Source organism: Cryomorphaceae bacterium 1068 (assembly GCA_027214385.1).
In the GTDB taxonomy this organism is placed as follows: Bacteria; Bacteroidota; Bacteroidia; order Flavobacteriales_D; family Cryomorphaceae; genus JAKVAV01.
In genome coordinates this window covers 175,750-192,125 of sequence record JAPVXR010000007.1, presented here as the reverse complement: position 1 = coordinate 192,125, position 16,376 = coordinate 175,750, and the positions used below count along the sequence as shown (strand labels likewise).

The following is a 16,376-nucleotide window of genomic DNA, read 5'->3' as shown; positions in this document are numbered from 1 at the left end:
GGGACGATCTCCCAACTTCTTTCTCCAATAAAACTCCCTCCGGGAGCTAACGTAATTTCATAGGCAGTTTCTCCCGGGTCGCATTGCGAGTAGCCGGTTGAACTAATTCCTAAAAGAATCGCACAGACATAGAGTGTTGTGCGCCAAAGCGTAGACATCTTATTCATCTTTTAAAATTTGGTTACTGAATGGTTAATTCAAACTATTTCGTCAATTTACGACATAATAGAGGTGAACACAAAAAAGACGAGGATAAAAGTTGAGGGATGCTTTTTTAGGAGATAAATTTTTTTTGCTTTTGTAGCGGCTAGGCTATAATCAGAAAATTCATGAAGAGAAGGGATGTGCTCTAAAAAGGCAAAGCCGCTGCCGATCATAAATGACCGAACAGCGACTTCTCCCCTTAAACTATATCTTAAATGATCTATTGCACTATCAACTTCTTTGAAACTACCTGCTTGGCATGTGTCGCGGTTATCATATACATTCCTTTGGCTTTTCGCGGAATGGTGATTGTTCCAGGCACTAAATGTTCAAAGTCTTTGGTTATTATCTTTAATGGTCTCCCCATCATGTCTCTAACTGTTAAGGTCAGATTTTTCCAGTTTCCTTTAGTAACAATGCTCAATTCTGAACCTGATTTTAAAGGGTTTGGATATAACATAATGTTGAGGCTATAAACGTCGTTGCTAAAGCCGAATTCGCATTGCGTTCCCCAAGGAATCCATTCACCTGAAACAAGTGCTCTGGAAGTAGTTTGATAAACCAATTTGGTATCAAGGTTTGAGAGCTGACTTGCTGTGATGAAATGAGTTTCGTGTTCAAGGGTATCTCTAAAGTTTGTTTCGGAATTAGCAAAGATGGTTTGGTATACGGACGCTCCTCGAATAGGTTGCAGTTCCAATTGCACGTTTGCAAAATTTAATTCTAAGTTGTTGCAAAACTCCTCAGTTAGTGATGTAGACTGGGTGTAAGCCGGTATTACAATCAAACATATTTCACCATAGCTACCCCAAATTCCATTGTAATTAAGCCGTATAGAAGTCAGATATTCTTTTCCTGAAATCAATCCTGAATCTTCAGCGATACTTACTTGTCCCGTTTCAGTGTAGAGGTATATTCGCTCGCTTGACTCCGTGTCTTCGAATCGGAACTCATAGTTTTCAGCATAACCGTAAAATGTTGAATTCAAAACTGCTCCAAAATCTACTACGGTGTTTTCGCAGTTTTCTACTACTAGATCAGGGCGATCAATAGTAGCGAGATAGGTGCATTCTTCTCCAAAGTAAGACGGAATGTTCTCATTTGTTCCTCTCACTCGGATAGCGTATTGGACTTCGGTTTCTATTTGAGGAAAGCTCAATAAATTAATGGCGTTGCTCGAAGTAGTAATGATAATGGGTTCTGCTTCACTTGCAGTGAATTCCCACTCATAACCGTTCGCATCGCCTACTGCTGTTGCAGTTATTTCCGTTGCTATTGATCCCGTACTATTGCAGAAGGCATCACTTAGTTGTGACGTTACCAATGTATCGCATCCAATTGTCTCAATAAAGACTTCTCCACTTGTTGAACATCCGTTTGCATCTGATGCTGAAAGCTCATACAAACCACCTGATAGATTTGAAAAGGAAGTTTGACTTAGTTGAGTGTTTCCATAAAACAGACTATACGGAGCTTGACCACCTTCTACGACTATCGTGCATGCGCCTGTTCCATCAGCATCACAATCATCGGGAATGATAGCGGTAAAGCTCATATTAAGTGGTGCAGGATCCTCCAGAGTGATTTCAATGAACGCTGAACAATCGCCTTGCGATAAAGTGGCTTGATAGATTCCGGCTTCAAGGTTGGAAATTGTCGTTTCTGAAGAGCCGTTGTTCCAAATAAGTTCGAAAACAGCTTCGTTTGTAGTCAACTCGATTTGGATAGACCCATCGGCTGATCCAAAACATGATGGATTTGTGACACTTACCAATTCTATAAGCACGTCATCACAAGGAATACAGTCGTTTTCAGCTATGTCATCGCATACGCCACATTCATCGAAGTAGGCTGTTCCACCCCAAATGCCTGCACAGTCTTGTACACAATCGTTCGCAGGATTTGAATCGCAAGTACCACAGTTGTCTTCGTATGCACTTCCTCCCCACGTACCTGCACAGTCTTGTACGCAGTCATTATTGGGGTTTGCATCACAAACCCCACAATTATCTACCGAAGCATTTCCGCCCCATGTTCCTGCGCAGTCTTGCACGCAGTCATTGTTGGGGTTTGAGTCACAATCGCCACAATTGTCTAAAACTGCGGTACCATTCATCATTCCCAAGCAGTCATAACAATCATCCCAAGTGGATCCATTTCCATCATTGCAGTCGTCAGGCTCACTAACGTATCCATTTGGTTGAGTGCAAGCTTGAAGACTACTGTTCGGATCGCCATGTCCATCACCGTCTGCATCTGCATACCAGGTGGAATTGACCGAAACTGTGATATAATCTTGTCTGAGTTGAGTGTCTTCACCAAAAGCATTTGAAACGGTTAGACTTACATCATAAACACCTGCGGTATTATAGGTGATCGATCCTGGGTTGGCTTGCGAAAATGTAAGTGGAGTCCCTCCAAAGAATTGCCATTCATGACCATCAATACTACCTGATGATGCATTCGAAAATGAAACCGATTCGCCAATGCAAGGATTTGTATTGACTGCGTTGAAAGATGCTACAGGTGCGTTTCCTCCTGAGCTAAAACAGAATTCAGTGATTTCTTCATCTTCGAATTCGGCTCCACTAGCCAGTACATTTCCATCTTGATCAAGCACCTCATATGATCCATTCCCGTTAAAGCAACATATTCCATTGCCAACAGCATCCATCATCACAAATTCATAGCAACCATCGAGAAGACAGACTGAAGCTGTTTCAACTTGACCGCTTTGAAAGTTTCCATAGGGTCCGCCCTCGGCGAGTATATTATTGTTTAAATCTCTAATCAACCAAGTGGTCTGGCCTCCTAAAACGTCTAGTGTAATATTTACTGTTGCGGTATTAGCGGATTCAATGGCTAGATAATCTGAAGTTGTTCCGTTATTCGACGGATTACTATCACTTGTTCCGTTAGGGTTTTGTGTTTGTACCTCAAGAGTTTTAGAACCCCAGCCTCCGTCATACTCAGGAAGGATAATCACCGTGCTTTGATCAGGTCCGAGTAGTCCCGTCCAAGCAAAGTTTTCCCATGGACCCTCAGTGCGATATCGGATGTTAACATTCGAAAGCGTGGTCGAACCTAAGTTTGAAAGTGTGACAATAGGTTGGATTATTGAAGTACAAGAGCTTCCCGATGGCTCTGAAATCTCAGTTATTGCGGCGTCAGCCACAATCGGAACTACAGGTTCACAGGCATTGGAATTGAGTAGATTACCCCTTGAGTTCTGGATCGAAAGTCGCATGCGTTCTTTTTGACCTTCCGTAAACATGTCCTTACAGGTCTGGCTTGTATAATCCATGTAATTTTCCACTTGCTGATTTCCGCTGCAAGCGGCATTGGAACAGCTTGAATTTAATACGGTAGGAGGGGTGTCACAAACTCTATCTCCTTGCAAATCGCAATTTGATTCATCACAACTACCACCTTGGAAAGTGTGGAAAAGTGCAAAACCGTGACCTAGCTCGTGAGTTAGTGTACGGTTCATGTTTGTGTATGATTTGAGGTTTCCGGTGGTTCCGAAAGCATTGTACAAGAGCACAGTACCGTCTACCGGCGAAGTTGTTGGGAAATAGGCATAACCCTGAATCCCTGAACCTCCATTGTTGTTTTCAATTTCGGTCACCACCCAGATGTTGTAGTAATCTTGGTTAGGCCAGCGTGAGAGATTTTTAACATCCATCTCGTTTGCCCCTTGCCCTTGTCCCGCCGTGATTCCTTCTGAACAATAGTCTGTAACTGAACAACCGCTCACGCGGTTTATTCCTGAGTGGGCATTTCCATCAGGGTCTCTTTGTGCCAAGCAAAATTCAACCTCTATATCTGCACCTTCGCCGTCACCATTTGTTCCGGCCATCTTACGGTAATCTTCATTGAGTCCATTGATGGCGCTCCAGATTTGTTCATCTGAAATATTAGAACCTGTTCCAAGTGCGTCTCCATCATGTATGATATGTACAACAACCGGAATGGTAAGAATCTCATCCGATTTTGGAACTAAACCCGCTCTGGTATCCAGAATAAGCTGCTCTAGTGAAGCTTCTCTATTCAACTGCTCCTGTCGATATGCCTCATTCGTGTCCATGAGCTTTTCATGGATGCTACTATGAGCGCACTGCTCATGTGAATGTTCATTTTCGATAGAGGATAGCGGATTTTCAGTACTATTTTGTGCTGGTAAAACGCTAAATATCAATAAGAAAAGGGATGTCCAAAGTAGTCTTGTTGTCATGAATCAGATTTGCAGGATTCATGACCTTTTACTGCCTTTCAGGCTATATGGTTACGACCAATTTTGACACTTTAACAGGATTGCTGGATGGAAAATAATCCGCCTAACTGCCCTTTTGGGAACGAATGTGTTGCTCGATTGCATCCCACATCTCGTTTGGTACAGCTTCTAGTTGATTGAACTGTCCTGCACCCTGCAGCCATTCGCCTCCATCGATTGTAACAACTTCACCATTCATGTAAGCCGCGAAATCGCTCATGAGGTAGGCTGCGAGATTTGATAGCTCTTGGTGCTCTCCCATTCTCTTTAACGGAATGCGCTTTTCAAGGGCAATTTTTTCCTTCAGTGGGGCAGGGACTAATCTCTCCCAAGCTCCTTTTGTTGGAAACGGGCCAGGAGCAATCGCATTAAATCTAATCTTGTATTTGGCCCATTCTACTGCCAAGCTTCTGGTCATGGCGAGTACACCCGCTTTGGCGCAGGCAGAAGGAACTACGAAACCTGAACCTGTTGAAGCGTAGGTAGTAACAATATTCAGCACTGTGGCGGGTGATTTCTGCTCTATCCAGTGCTTACCAAAGGTCATCGTGCAATTGATCGTACCTTTTAATACAATATCGATGATAACACTAAATGCCTTAGGGCTCAGTCTTTCAGTCGGGCTTATAAAGTTACCGGCAGCATTATTCAACAGACCGTGCACCGCTCCGAACTCTTTGAGCGTGGCATCAAGTAATGCTTTTACTTCATCTTCTTTTCTAACATCACAAGCTACAGCTAGCACTCGCCCTCCTGTTTCTGCTGAAATTTCTTCAGCCGTTTTTTCAAGAACATCTAGCTTTCTACTGGTAATGACTACGTTAGCGCCGAGTTGAGAAAAGTAAGTTGACATACTCCTTCCGAGTCCTGTTCCTCCCCCCGTTATCACAATTGTTTTGTCTTTTAAAACCTTATCTTTAAACATCGGTTCCGAATACTGCATTTGGTACAATTTTAGATGAGCCGAAAAATAGACAAAATCACGTCGATATTGAAAACATCTTATCCAGCGAAGATTCTTGTGGCTTGGGCCGAGGCCATTGGTGGTAACAAAAAAATAAGGGATTGGCTCGCGACCAACGGTTATCCTGAATTAAACGTTTTTGTTTTTGCGCTAAACAACAAAGATGATGCGCTCAAATGGCTTTTGGAAAATGGCCATCAGCATTTGGCCGCTACCATCGCTGGTGCAGAAGGAAAGAAAGATGCCGTCGAATGGCTAAAGAAGTATAAATTTGACGTTTTGGCCCATGTGGCCATGACAGGCGACGGAAACCAAGCCTCCTTTAATTGGCTGATAAAAAACGGTCATCGAGAAATGGCTATTGTTGCCAAACGAATTGAAGAAGTCAAAGACATAATTGAACAAGACAATAACGACGTACACAGAATAAGCACAGACTAAATCATCTAATTCAGAAAATCATGAAAAGAATTCAAACAATCAGCTTACTATTTATAGCCTTCCTTTTTGTAGGAACTTCATTGAGCGCTCAAGATAAAGCAGACAGGCCTAGTCCGCCAAAAACGGCTGAAGCTACATTGGCTTCGGGGAAAGTGACCATTGACTACTCTTCCCCTGCGGTAAAAGATAGAGTGATATGGGGAGAACTTGTTCCTTATGGAAAAATATGGAGAACGGGAGCCAATGAGGCCACTACGATTATGTTAGAAAAAGACATGAAGATTGGTGGAAAGTTGGTCCCTGCTGGAAAATATGCGCTATTTACCATTCCCGGTAAGGACGAATGGACAATAATCTTAAACAGTGAATGGGATCAATGGGGCGCATACAACTACGATGAATCCAAAGACGTTCATCGTTTTACCGTGAAATCTCAGATGAACAAAGACAGTCAGGAAAGACTGATGTTCCGGGTTTCTGAAGGCGGAGTAGTAACCATGATGTGGGAAAATATGGTTGTTTCTTTCGAAATTGGATAAAGAATATCTTCCGAATTAACTTATCGATCTATTCGGTAGTCGAGCCCTAAGGAATCTCTTAGGGCTTTTTCTTTTTCAGAATTGAGAGCCCAATAGGGTTTTTTCATCGTTTCGGTGAGTCTCGCTTCAGTGACTTGAGGATTACCGGAAGAAGCATTCCATATTTCTTTCCAACCCAAAATCCTAAAAGGGAAGCGGCTTTCGCAATTAACAATGAGCTTCCTGTCAAGCTCGGGGTATGTCAATTGGTAGGAATAAAATTCTTCACCCGACTTATCGTCATTTACTTGAAGAAAAAGATTTGCCTCGCATAGGTAGGATTTTACCTCTTTGTGTTTGAGCCGCAAATATTCCATGGATGGCACCATCTCAATCTTACCCAAAGGCAATGTTTGAGGTTCCAATCTCATTCTATTCCAAATGTCATCTTCGATATATGTCGCATCAAAAGACAAGTCCTCGTCTCCTTCTGCCTGGAAGTAGGATCGAGTTTGAAAATTTAGCTTTCGATCTTTAAAATTCATTTGTCCAAATACCTGTCCACACCAATCTTGCGACGAAAACGTGACCTTTAGCGTAGAGGGAAACTTTCTAAATTCGATCGGAGTGAAAGCACTGGTCATAGTCGAATAATCATAGATGCCCGTAATGAATTTTTTAAGGAAGTTAATTTTCAAGATGCTTGTTGCCGGCTTATCGCCAAATTCCTTTTTAACCTGATCATCAGGAAGGAAATCTTCTGTTACGAAAATCATAACCGCTTCGCCTTTTCTCACCTCGCCGTATCGCATTTGATCTAACTCATACCTATTCAACTCTGCTTCACCCGAGTACCAGTAGTTGGCGAAAGACTCAGGATGAGAAGTTTGGTAGGGATCATCAGGAGAGGTATTCACTTGGGCATCACACGAGGTGAGTAGAAAGAAAAAAAGAAGAAAAAGAAGGAAATTAGAATTCATGTGAATCAACTTGGTAAATATTTTCGGGTTGAATCTTCAACCGAGTAAGGTAATAAAACAACACTACATCTATCATCATATGAGCGGTCGCAGCAGTCCATATTCCAAAGTATTCGGTGAGATAACCAAGAGCTGCAATGGCTAACGTCATGAATATTCCATAAACTGAGATCTTCCAATCTCTCGGATCGAGGTATCCATGTATCGCAACAAAAACAAAGGCTGTGACCCAAATTCCGATTAATGGCTGAATGGCTCCTCTAAAAAGGAGTTCCTCTCCAAAACCGGCACAGAATGAGACGAACCAAATACCCGCTGTTGAAATACCAAAATTTTGGATAATCCGGCCGTACTTGATCCCGACTTGGTTTAGAAAGGGCCTGGTGATAAGCCACTTTGCGGCTAAGCCAAGAAGAGTGCCCGAGATGAGACCAATAACAACTTGCAATGGAATCGACGATGAACTTCTGAAAATGAGTTGTAAAGGTTCATCGCGAAAAAAGTATAGCAAGAGCCAGCCTATCAGTGGGAAACCCAAAAGTGTGACCCAAGCTAGACCTATCAATCGGCGTTTCATCAAATATTGTCTTGCTCGTCGTAATCGTCCATGCTGAATACGCTACTGAACAAGTCGGAAAACGAAAGCCCTTCTTCCATTACGTTTTTGCTAAGCATCGAATATTCAGCTAATCCATGTAGAATGAATTCCATGAGCAAGAGTTTATCTTCTTCGTTCACATTCGGATTATACTTTGCCGATATCTTATCCAAGTCAGGAATTTCATTCAACTTGGCCTTGTATTCCTTTTCAGTAAAATCGGCCTCAAGTTCCAAGTCGTTTTTGCCAAACCATCCGATTACCTTTTCGTAGGGATTCGGTTCGTTTTTTCGGCGCTTGGCCAATTCAGGGTCGGGGAAATATTGTGCAAAGAGACTGCGGATGGCTTTTCCCATAAGGCTGAACGCCACATTTTTTGCTCCTTCCTGTTCGCCTTCATATACCAACTCGACCTTTCCGGTAATAGAAGGTAGAATGCCTAATAGGTCACCAATTCGTGCTCGACCCTTTGCCTCGCCATTGATCAAAATCCTTCTTTCCACAGCGCTGGCAATGTTCTCGTAAGCCGAGATGGTGAGTCTTGCTGATACACCACTTTTTTGATCTACATATTCGCTATTCCTAGCTTCTACGGCCAACTGCTCAATAATTTTTGCAACCAGGTCTGGGATTTCGACGGTTTTCTTCTGCTCGTCGGTTAGCTTCGCCTCTTGCTTAGTGATGGAAGCTGAGATCTCAATGTCCTTGGGATAGTGCGTCAATATCTGGCTCTGAATTCTATCCTTCAGCGGTGTGATAATAGCACCACGGTTTGTATAGTCTTCCGGATTGGCCGTAAACACAAACATCACGTCCAAAGGCAATCTCAATTTAAACCCTCGGATTTGAATATCTCCTTCTTGCAAAATATTGAAAAGAGCCACTTGAATTCTGGGTTGCAAATCAGGTAATTCGTTAATGACGAATATTCCGCGATGTGATCTGGGGATCAACCCGAAGTGAATCACACGCTCATCAGCATAATCCAATTTGAGATTAGCAGCTTTGATAGGGTCAACGTCACCAATCAGATCGGCGACTGTAACGTCGGGTGTTGCCAATTTCTCAGTGTAGCGCTCATCGCGATGTACCCAGTCAATAAGCGTTTCATCACCTTGCTTCTCGATAATATCTTTCGAATAGTTGGAAATGGGTCGCAATGGATCATCGTGAATTACGGAGCCTTTAACGATTGGGATGTATTCGTCCAAAAGCTGCACGAGCTGTCTTGCCATGCGCGTTTTCGCTTGACCGCGAAGACCGAGGAAATTTATGTTATGCCTCGATAAAATGGCCCTTTCAACTTCGGGGAATACCGTTTTTTCGTAACCAAGGACACCTTCAAAAACGGGCTCTCCCGTCTTGAGTTTTTCGATCAGATTTTCCCTGATCTCATCCTTAATGTTTTTGGGCTCGTATCCCGTGGCTTTTAATTCGGCCAAGGTTTTGGCGCGGCTTTTTGACATATGATATACCTTTGAACTTCTAACAATCCTCTAAGGTATTAGTTGAGGACTAGAGAGCCAACATTCAGATGAAATACTCCACTCTTTTTATTTTATCCGCCATTCTTCTGCTTTATTCCTGCGATAGTCCACAAACTCAAAAGGTGGAAAATACTGATGTCCAATTGATTCAAGGCGAGGCTCAAGGCACTACCTATTCCATTAAATATTCAGGAGAAGTGCAGGTTGAAAAATCGCAGATTGATTCAATTTTGCGTCAAATTGATCTTTCATTATCAGCTTGGGTGGATGAATCTGTATTAACTGAATTCAATGGTACCGAATCCATATTGGTTGCTGACGACCATTTTTTGACTGTCTTCTTCAGAGGAAGAGAAGTTCACGATATGACCCAAGGAGCCTTCCAGCCCATGATCATGCCTTTGGTTAGGGCTTGGGGTTTTGGTCCTGACGGAGGTGAACTGAATGCAGGAGAAAACCTTGACTCGCTTAGGGATTTTGTCAATTACGATTTTCAAATCATCGCCGATGAGAGTTCTGAGAGTATCCTTTTCGTAAAGTATCAGGGACACCAAATGGATGTTAATGGCATCGCTCAAGGCTATTCGGTTGATGTTGTTAGCGATTTCCTTGAAAGTGAAGGTATTGCGGATTATATGGTCGAGATCGGAGGTGAGGTAAAAGCGGCAGGAAAAAACGAGAATGAAGAATACTGGCGAATAGGAGTGGACAAGCCAAGTTCTACTTCGCAAAACCGACGGCTCGAGGCAATCGTAACGTTAAATAATGCGGCATTGGCCACTTCAGGGAGCTATCGAAAATTCTACGAAAAAGATGGGAGGAAGTATTCTCATACCATTGATCCATCAACGGGTGAGCCGGTAAATCACAATTTGCTTAGCGCAACGGTTATGGCATCCAATTGCACGAATGCGGATGCCTTTGCCACAGCGTTCATGGTAATGGGAGTGGAGGAAACCAAGGAGTTCTTGGCTTCACACCCCGAAATGAATCTCGAGGTGTTCTTGATTTATGATGAAGAAGGTGAGGTAATAACTTATACAAGCGAAGGCTTGAAAAAAGCGCTGGAAAATCTTTAATCGTCTTTTCGGCACTGCTCTTCGGGGCGTGCGCCGCACACACCACATGAAGCTCCTTCTTGCTGTACAAGAGGGTTGTTGCTCGCGCAAGTTCCGGCAAATTGTCCGTCTTTTTTAACCAGAATTTTGATAGCAATTCCTGCAAAAGCTAAGGCTAAAAGTCCTACAGTAAGAAATACGAGCTTAATCATGATTTAAACTTTCGGCAAAGATACAAAGTGAGTTTGAAAAGTGGTAGTTAAGAATTCAGAGAGGTGAAAGCATTCCGGAGCCCGAGATGTTTTCATCAATCTCCTCTGGTTCTCCGGCGTACCTTATGTCACCATTAAGATTAATCTCCGCGTACAGGTAATCAGCCGCATAGAGCTCCATGTCTTGAATAGAAGTATTGTTACTGAGCGTTATAGGGCTAATTAAATTGCGCGCTCTAAGTCTTCCTACAGAGGCAGAGTAAAACTCGGCTTGGCCTGTGTTTCCACTTATCGTTACGTCACAGTATCCCACGTGCATTTTAACAATGGTTAGATCATTTTCTACCAAGAAATTCGCCACTCCGTTGCTTTCCCATTGCTCGTAAATGAATTCATCTGAGTACAGCGTGTCCACGAATGTAATGTCACCGGAGCATCTGTTTTCCATGTATGCAAGGGTAGGGGCGTAGATTTTGGCAAGCGGACGCTTGCTCAAGTCTCTTACCCAATTGCAAGTTGTCTCGTTCGAAATTTTCAACTCACCATCCTCTACATCGGTTTTGATGTGTTCAATGATATTATCACCAAAAACAACTTCTATTAGATAATCGGTTGAATAGTGGTATTCTACATCAATATTGCTCTCTAGAAAAACTGAGTCAAATTCACCAAGAGTCCGAGTCTCGGTTGTTTTATCTCCATAAGACTTGAAGCAATCCCAGCGATTTTCCTTGCCACAACTAGCAGTGATTAACAATAGCGATATGATGACGACTTTTCTCATTTCAGTCTATAGGCTAGTCCTATTTCGATATTATCCGCTTTCGCGTAATGCGATTTCAATCCCGCAAAGAATTGTACTCGATCAAGATCATAAACCAAGTGATACCGCAGAAAGATGAGTCCGTCATCGGTATAGCGCGGCGCAATGTAGCCACCCAAACTCAATCTTATCGACAGTGGATCAAAATGCAGTTGGTAGATTCCCGCAATGTAAGGTCTGAAATTATCCTTTGAATCCGGATTGTCCTGATCTGCCTGGTCATTAGCGTATTGCAGACTCTCATTGTAATTTACCCCAAGCTCACCTCCAAATGAAGATTTACCGGATATCCGCTTTTGGTAAATTCCGAAAACATTGATGACGCCGTATTTCTTTCCACCGATCGGCTTAATCTCTTTCATGCCTCCGGATACGCCGACGATTAAGTTTGCTTTTGTTGGTGTATACTCGGGTATTTTCAATTCGGGTAAAGGCTGAGGGGCAAACTGATACATAAATGCCATTCGTATCAAGCCAAGGTTTATTCCTGAATTTGGCATTTTCGAGGCCCCATTCGAATAGTGGTGAATGCCAATGCCTGGTCTGAACGCCCATTTTTCGCCGAGCTTCAAATTGAAATGAGCCTCAAGTCCGAGGGCCGCATTGAGATGAGAACCTATCGCTGAATTTCGCGTGTTTTCATCAGCTTCAAATGGCTTTTCGATCCAGCCCGCACCGATAGATAATTTCAAAAAGAAATTTCTCTTTTCCGTCATAGGGAGATCGAAGAAAACCCTTCCCGCATAGCCATTTCCCATGTATTGAGATCCGAGATCGTAGCCGTTTACACTAAATCCCCATCGAGGAAAAAAATAGCGATGGTGCCAATCTTTACTACCGTCCGTTCTTTTGGTCAAGCTTATTTCTCCACCAAGAACGTGTCCATCCCTAAGGTAGAGCATATCCTCGTGATGTGGCAATAGAACCCCGGCAAGAGCAGTAGCCTCAATATCCCACGAAGTCTGTTGGGCTTGTGTAGAGAATGTGATTAACAGAAAAAAGAGTGCAAGTCTTGCCACGACGCCAAATGTAATAGCTTTCAAGTAAGTTTTTTCACCTGAAATTTGCCATAATGAAATCCCTACTTTTGCATTAAAATAGCCCCAATGGAAGAAAAATTGAAAGCTTTTGAGCGTTTACTGACCATCATGGATGAGTTGCGAGAGAAATGTCCTTGGGACCGAAAGCAAACCATGGAATCGCTCAGACACTTGAGTATAGAAGAGATGTATGAGTTATCGGATGCGATAATTGATGGCGATCTTGAGGAGGTTAAGAAGGAGTTGGGAGACTTGATGCTCCACATGGTTTTTTACTCCAAGATTGGAAGCGAAAAGGGAGCATTTGATGTAGCTGACGTCCTTAATGGCGTGTGTGAAAAGCTGATTCACCGGCATCCGCATATATACGGCGACGTTGAGGTAAAGGACGAGGAAGAGGTGAAAGCCAATTGGGAAAAACTCAAATTGAAAGAAGGAAAGAAATCGGTTTTAGAAGGAGTGCCAAAATCGCTTCCTTCTTTGGTGAAAGCAGGGAGAATTCAAGATAAAGCGCGTGGCGTTGGGTTTGATTGGGACAATGCCGATCAGGTTTGGGAGAAGGTTCAGGAAGAAATTCAAGAACTGAAAGTAGAGGTAGATCAAAAAACCGATCGCATCGAAAGTGAGTTCGGAGACGTGCTTTTTTCCCTGATCAATTATGCGCGCTTTTTGGATGTAAATCCTGACGACGCCTTAGAACGAGCCAATAGAAAATTCATCAGCAGGTTTCAATATCTGGAAGTAGAATCGGCCAAAGATGGGAAGAGTATGGGCGACATGACGCTTGAAGAAATGGATGTTTATTGGGACCGGGCAAAGGATTTGGAAAAGACCTCATAATAAATATCTATGGAAATAATATTTTCATAGTCGATAGTCGACTTATCTTTGCAGAGCACAAAATACGAATATTATGAGCGTACAAAATATCACTCAAGAAGACTTCAATGCTGTAATGGAAAGCAATAATAAGGCAGTCGTAAAATACTATGCCGATTGGTGTGGATCATGCAAATTGATTGCTCCAAAGTATAGAAGGCTTTCTGACGATGAAAGATTTACCGGAATTTCTTTTCTGGAAGCCAATGCCGAGCAGAACGAGGTAGCTCGAAAAGCTGCAGGCGTTGACAACCTTCCGTTTTTCGCCATTTTTAAAGATGGAAAATTCGTTGAAGGTTCTGCTACTTCGAAAGAGGACTATATCGTATCTCTTCTTGAGAAACTAGACTAACAGGGCTATTCTTTTTGAGATCTGTTTTTCTCAATTGATGGCGACTGCGAAACTCTGCGGTCTCAAAAAAGCGCTCTGCTCGTAAATTTTCTCTGAGAACTCTTTGCAACCGGTATTAAATTATTGATGCAGGGAGGTTTTTATATCCTCTCCAAGAATCTTCGAGAATCTTCGAGCCGACTCTCGATGGAGATGATTTCCATCCGTGAAATAGAGCGAGTCGTTCAAATCAAAGTAGTTGAGAAATTCAATGCTATTGCCGTTGGCGAAAGCCATTACGTCTGAATCAAAAGAGGGGTAGTAATTTTTTTCGATCTCCTCCATTTCAGGAGAAACCGGGACACGAACCAAAAAGACTTCTCCGTATTTTTTGAAATAGGCAACTGTTTCATTCAAAGCCTTCCATCTCTCGGTGGAAGGCTTCATTTTTGGAACGAGTTCATTGTAATTCCTGACTTTATCTTCAGTGTTTTCTTTGAAATATGCGGTATCAAAGGGCATTTCAATCTCTAGCCAGCCATCGTCGTGAAGGTAGATGGCATAGGGTCGAGGCTTGATGCCTGTGAGTGTGCGCAGGTCATCAGAATAGTTTCGGATGATGTATTCAAAATTGGGGTCGGCGTCTATCATCCACATATTGGAAGGGGCCGTTTCACATTCTTCAAAAATCTCCTCGTCGCCCTTCATGTTTTTTCGATAGTTACTCAAGGTAAAGGGGTTGACTTCTAAAATGGTGACAGCACCATTCTTTTCCAGAAACTTCTTTTTCGCCGCAGCAAAGTAGCATTGACCATAGGGCGAATTGTAATTGGTAAAGGAATAGTTGAAAAACTCGACGGAACCTTCCTCATCCAATTCTGCAGGATTGATTCCTTGAGCAGCACGCGAAGAACCCAAGATGAGATTTCGGGCTTTTGGTTGAGTAAAGCGATTGTAGAAATAATCTGTGCGCGGCCCCGCATGGTAAGCTATCACAATTCCAAATGTTACTGCTAGCAGCGCCCCCCAAATAGCGATACGGATCAAAAACCTTTTCAAAACTGGAAGTAGATAAACTCTTGTTTTTCGGAAGACGCAAAGAGAAACCAAAGGCCAAATAGCAGCAGGTAAAAAGCATACCTGCCCCATTTGGGGATTTTTTCCATCCACCGTTCAGGGCTGTGGTTTTTCCCCAGCCACTCTGAGATTAGCATGAATCCGATCAAGCCCAACAGCCAAGGTGAGAAGAAGTAAAAATTTTCGGGAAGCTGCGGACGCTGAATCATTCCAAGGAGGTAATCACCCGCCACATTAACAGATGGTGCCCGGAAGAAAACCCAAGCCAGGCAAACCAAGAAAAAGGTGAGTCCCATCTGAGCGATTTCGGTGATTTTGGGAATGGTTGTGCGCTCTTCGGCCAAGTGTTTTCTGTTGAGGCCCAAGGCTACGACCGGCATAATGAATAGTGCATGCAGGCCACCCCAAACGATAAAAGTCCAATCGGCTCCATGCCAAAATCCACTCACTACAAAAATGATGAAGACATTCAGCAGGGTTCTATTCATGTTCCTTCGGCTTCCGCCAAGTGGAATGTAGAGGTAATCACGAAACCAGGTACTCAGCGAAATGTGCCACCGCCGCCAGAATTCCGCTACATCTCTAGAGAAATAAGGGTAGTTAAAATTCGTCATCAGGCGAAAGCCGAAAAGCCGTGCGGTACCGATGGCGATATCGGAATAACCCGAGAAATCGCCGTAGATCTGAAAAGCGAAAAGAACGGCTCCCATGAATAAAACCGCGGCAGGCTGGTCTTGATAGTTCGAAAAAATCTCATTGACATAAGGTGCGCAATTGTCGGCGATGACGGTTTTTTTGAAAAGCCCCCAGACGATGAGGCGCATTCCTTCGCTACCGTCTTCGTATCGAAAACTCTTTTTTTCTTTGAATTGAGGCAGTAGATTCGATGCTCTTTCGATCGGCCCTGCCACAAGCTGCGGAAAGAAGGAAACGAAAGCTGCGAACTCAACGAGATTTTTTGTCGGTTCGAGTCGTTTTCGATAAATGTCAATGGTGTAGCTCAGCGTTTGAAAGGTGTAGAAGCTGATCCCAACAGGAAGAATTATCGCAAGACTTGACACATTTGGTTCCAAGCCAAGCACACTTCGACTAAAGTCTGCAAAGCTGTCAACAAAGAAATTGGCGTATTTGAAATAGCCCAATAGTCCTAGGTTCACGAGTAGGCTCGTGGCCAAAAGAATTTTGCGTTTAGAGGCCTGCTCAGACTTGAATATGGCCTGTCCAACCGCGAAATCTGCCAGCGTACTGAAAGCGATCAAACCAAGAAACCGGTAGTCCCACCAACCATAGAAAAGATAGCTGGATACCAACAAAAAGCTATTTCTCAAGGCACGGTGGCGATGGAAGAATAGCCAATAAGCGCTGAAGGCTATTACCAGAAATACTAAAAATTGGAAGCTATTGAAAAGCATCGCGACGAATATAATTTCTTTTCCTTCGATAGAGAGGTTTTCTGCAATCGGCTAAATTTTACCTTTGTAGCTTATCTCC

General features: G+C 43.1%; 15 protein-coding genes. 5 read left to right on the top strand and 10 right to left on the bottom strand.

The features are described from left to right. Positions 1 to 424 precede the first annotated feature (424 nt). Together O3Q51_10905 and O3Q51_10900 are read right to left on the bottom strand one after the other, a co-directional pair. Positions 425 to 4,438 (bottom strand): M43 family zinc metalloprotease, encoded by a 4,014-nt coding sequence (locus tag O3Q51_10905; protein ID MCZ4409324.1) that lies wholly within the window; start codon positions 4,436 to 4,438, stop codon positions 425 to 427. Between the two features lie 103 nt (positions 4,439 to 4,541). Beyond that, entirely contained in the window at positions 4,542 to 5,420 is an 879-nt protein-coding gene (locus O3Q51_10900) for an SDR family oxidoreductase (GenBank protein MCZ4409323.1), read from the bottom strand. A 15-nt stretch (positions 5,421 to 5,435) separates the two neighbouring features. On the opposite strand from O3Q51_10900, the gene O3Q51_10895 reads away from it, so the two are divergent. After that, the gene (locus O3Q51_10895; GenBank protein ID MCZ4409322.1) at positions 5,436 to 5,882 is read left to right on the top strand and encodes a hypothetical protein; all 447 of its coding nucleotides are present in this window, start codon (positions 5,436 to 5,438) and stop codon (positions 5,880 to 5,882) included. Positions 5,883 to 5,902: 20 nt separating this feature from the next. Continuing rightward, a complete protein-coding gene (locus O3Q51_10890) occupies positions 5,903 to 6,421 on the top strand; it encodes a DUF2911 domain-containing protein (protein MCZ4409321.1) in 519 nt (172 codons plus the stop codon). A 20-nt stretch (positions 6,422 to 6,441) separates the two neighbouring features. Here O3Q51_10890 and O3Q51_10885 read toward each other — a convergent pair whose 3' ends face one another. Genes O3Q51_10885 through O3Q51_10875 form a run of 3 tightly spaced genes read right to left on the bottom strand, consistent with a single transcriptional unit; the run spans position 6,442 to position 9,444 of the window. Continuing rightward, entirely contained in the window at positions 6,442 to 7,380 is a 939-nt protein-coding gene (locus O3Q51_10885) for a septum formation inhibitor Maf (protein MCZ4409320.1), read from the bottom strand. Continuing rightward, positions 7,370 to 7,957, bottom strand: a complete 588-nt coding sequence (locus tag O3Q51_10880) for a CPBP family intramembrane metalloprotease (protein MCZ4409319.1) — start codon at positions 7,955 to 7,957, stop codon at positions 7,370 to 7,372. Before O3Q51_10880 ends, O3Q51_10885 begins: the two co-directional genes overlap by 11 nt. Beyond that, entirely contained in the window at positions 7,957 to 9,444 is a 1,488-nt protein-coding gene (locus O3Q51_10875) for a sigma 54-interacting transcriptional regulator (GenBank protein ID MCZ4409318.1), read from the bottom strand. Before O3Q51_10875 ends, O3Q51_10880 begins: the two co-directional genes overlap by 1 nt. 68 nt (positions 9,445 to 9,512) lie before the next feature. On the opposite strand from O3Q51_10875, the gene O3Q51_10870 reads away from it, so the two are divergent. Next, positions 9,513 to 10,544 carry an FAD:protein FMN transferase gene (locus O3Q51_10870; protein MCZ4409317.1) on the top strand — a complete coding sequence of 344 codons (1,032 nt, stop codon included), beginning with the start codon at positions 9,513 to 9,515 and terminating at the stop codon, positions 10,542 to 10,544. Here the strand turns inward: O3Q51_10870 and O3Q51_10865 are convergent. From O3Q51_10865 to O3Q51_10855, 3 genes are read right to left on the bottom strand one after another with little or no spacing between them, the layout of a single operon-like run. Beyond that, positions 10,541 to 10,732, bottom strand: coding sequence for a membrane or secreted protein (locus tag O3Q51_10865; protein MCZ4409316.1), 192 nt, complete (start codon positions 10,730 to 10,732; stop codon positions 10,541 to 10,543). The genes O3Q51_10870 and O3Q51_10865 overlap by 4 nt on opposite strands. A gap of 58 nt (positions 10,733 to 10,790) precedes the next feature. After that, positions 10,791 to 11,519 (bottom strand): DUF2807 domain-containing protein, encoded by a 729-nt coding sequence (locus O3Q51_10860; GenBank protein MCZ4409315.1) that lies wholly within the window; start codon positions 11,517 to 11,519, stop codon positions 10,791 to 10,793. Continuing rightward, positions 11,516 to 12,601 (bottom strand): acyloxyacyl hydrolase, encoded by a 1,086-nt coding sequence (locus tag O3Q51_10855; protein MCZ4409314.1) that lies wholly within the window; start codon positions 12,599 to 12,601, stop codon positions 11,516 to 11,518. The genes O3Q51_10860 and O3Q51_10855 overlap by 4 nt, the downstream gene beginning before the upstream one ends. 63 nt (positions 12,602 to 12,664) lie before the next feature. On the opposite strand from O3Q51_10855, the gene mazG reads away from it, so the two are divergent. Together mazG and O3Q51_10845 are read left to right on the top strand one after the other, a co-directional pair. Then, positions 12,665 to 13,438 (top strand): nucleoside triphosphate pyrophosphohydrolase, encoded by a 774-nt coding sequence (gene mazG / locus O3Q51_10850; GenBank protein MCZ4409313.1) that lies wholly within the window; start codon positions 12,665 to 12,667, stop codon positions 13,436 to 13,438. A 73-nt stretch (positions 13,439 to 13,511) separates the two neighbouring features. After that, positions 13,512 to 13,829 carry a thioredoxin family protein gene (locus O3Q51_10845; GenBank protein MCZ4409312.1) on the top strand — a complete coding sequence of 106 codons (318 nt, stop codon included), beginning with the start codon at positions 13,512 to 13,514 and terminating at the stop codon, positions 13,827 to 13,829. Between the two features lie 120 nt (positions 13,830 to 13,949). Here O3Q51_10845 and O3Q51_10840 read toward each other — a convergent pair whose 3' ends face one another. Together O3Q51_10840 and O3Q51_10835 are read right to left on the bottom strand one after the other, a co-directional pair. Beyond that, positions 13,950 to 14,867 carry a hypothetical protein gene (locus O3Q51_10840; GenBank protein ID MCZ4409311.1) on the bottom strand — a complete coding sequence of 306 codons (918 nt, stop codon included), beginning with the start codon at positions 14,865 to 14,867 and terminating at the stop codon, positions 13,950 to 13,952. Then, positions 14,864 to 16,297 (bottom strand): MBOAT family protein, encoded by a 1,434-nt coding sequence (locus O3Q51_10835; protein ID MCZ4409310.1) that lies wholly within the window; start codon positions 16,295 to 16,297, stop codon positions 14,864 to 14,866. The genes O3Q51_10840 and O3Q51_10835 overlap by 4 nt, the downstream gene beginning before the upstream one ends. Positions 16,298 to 16,376: the final 79 nt, after the last annotated feature.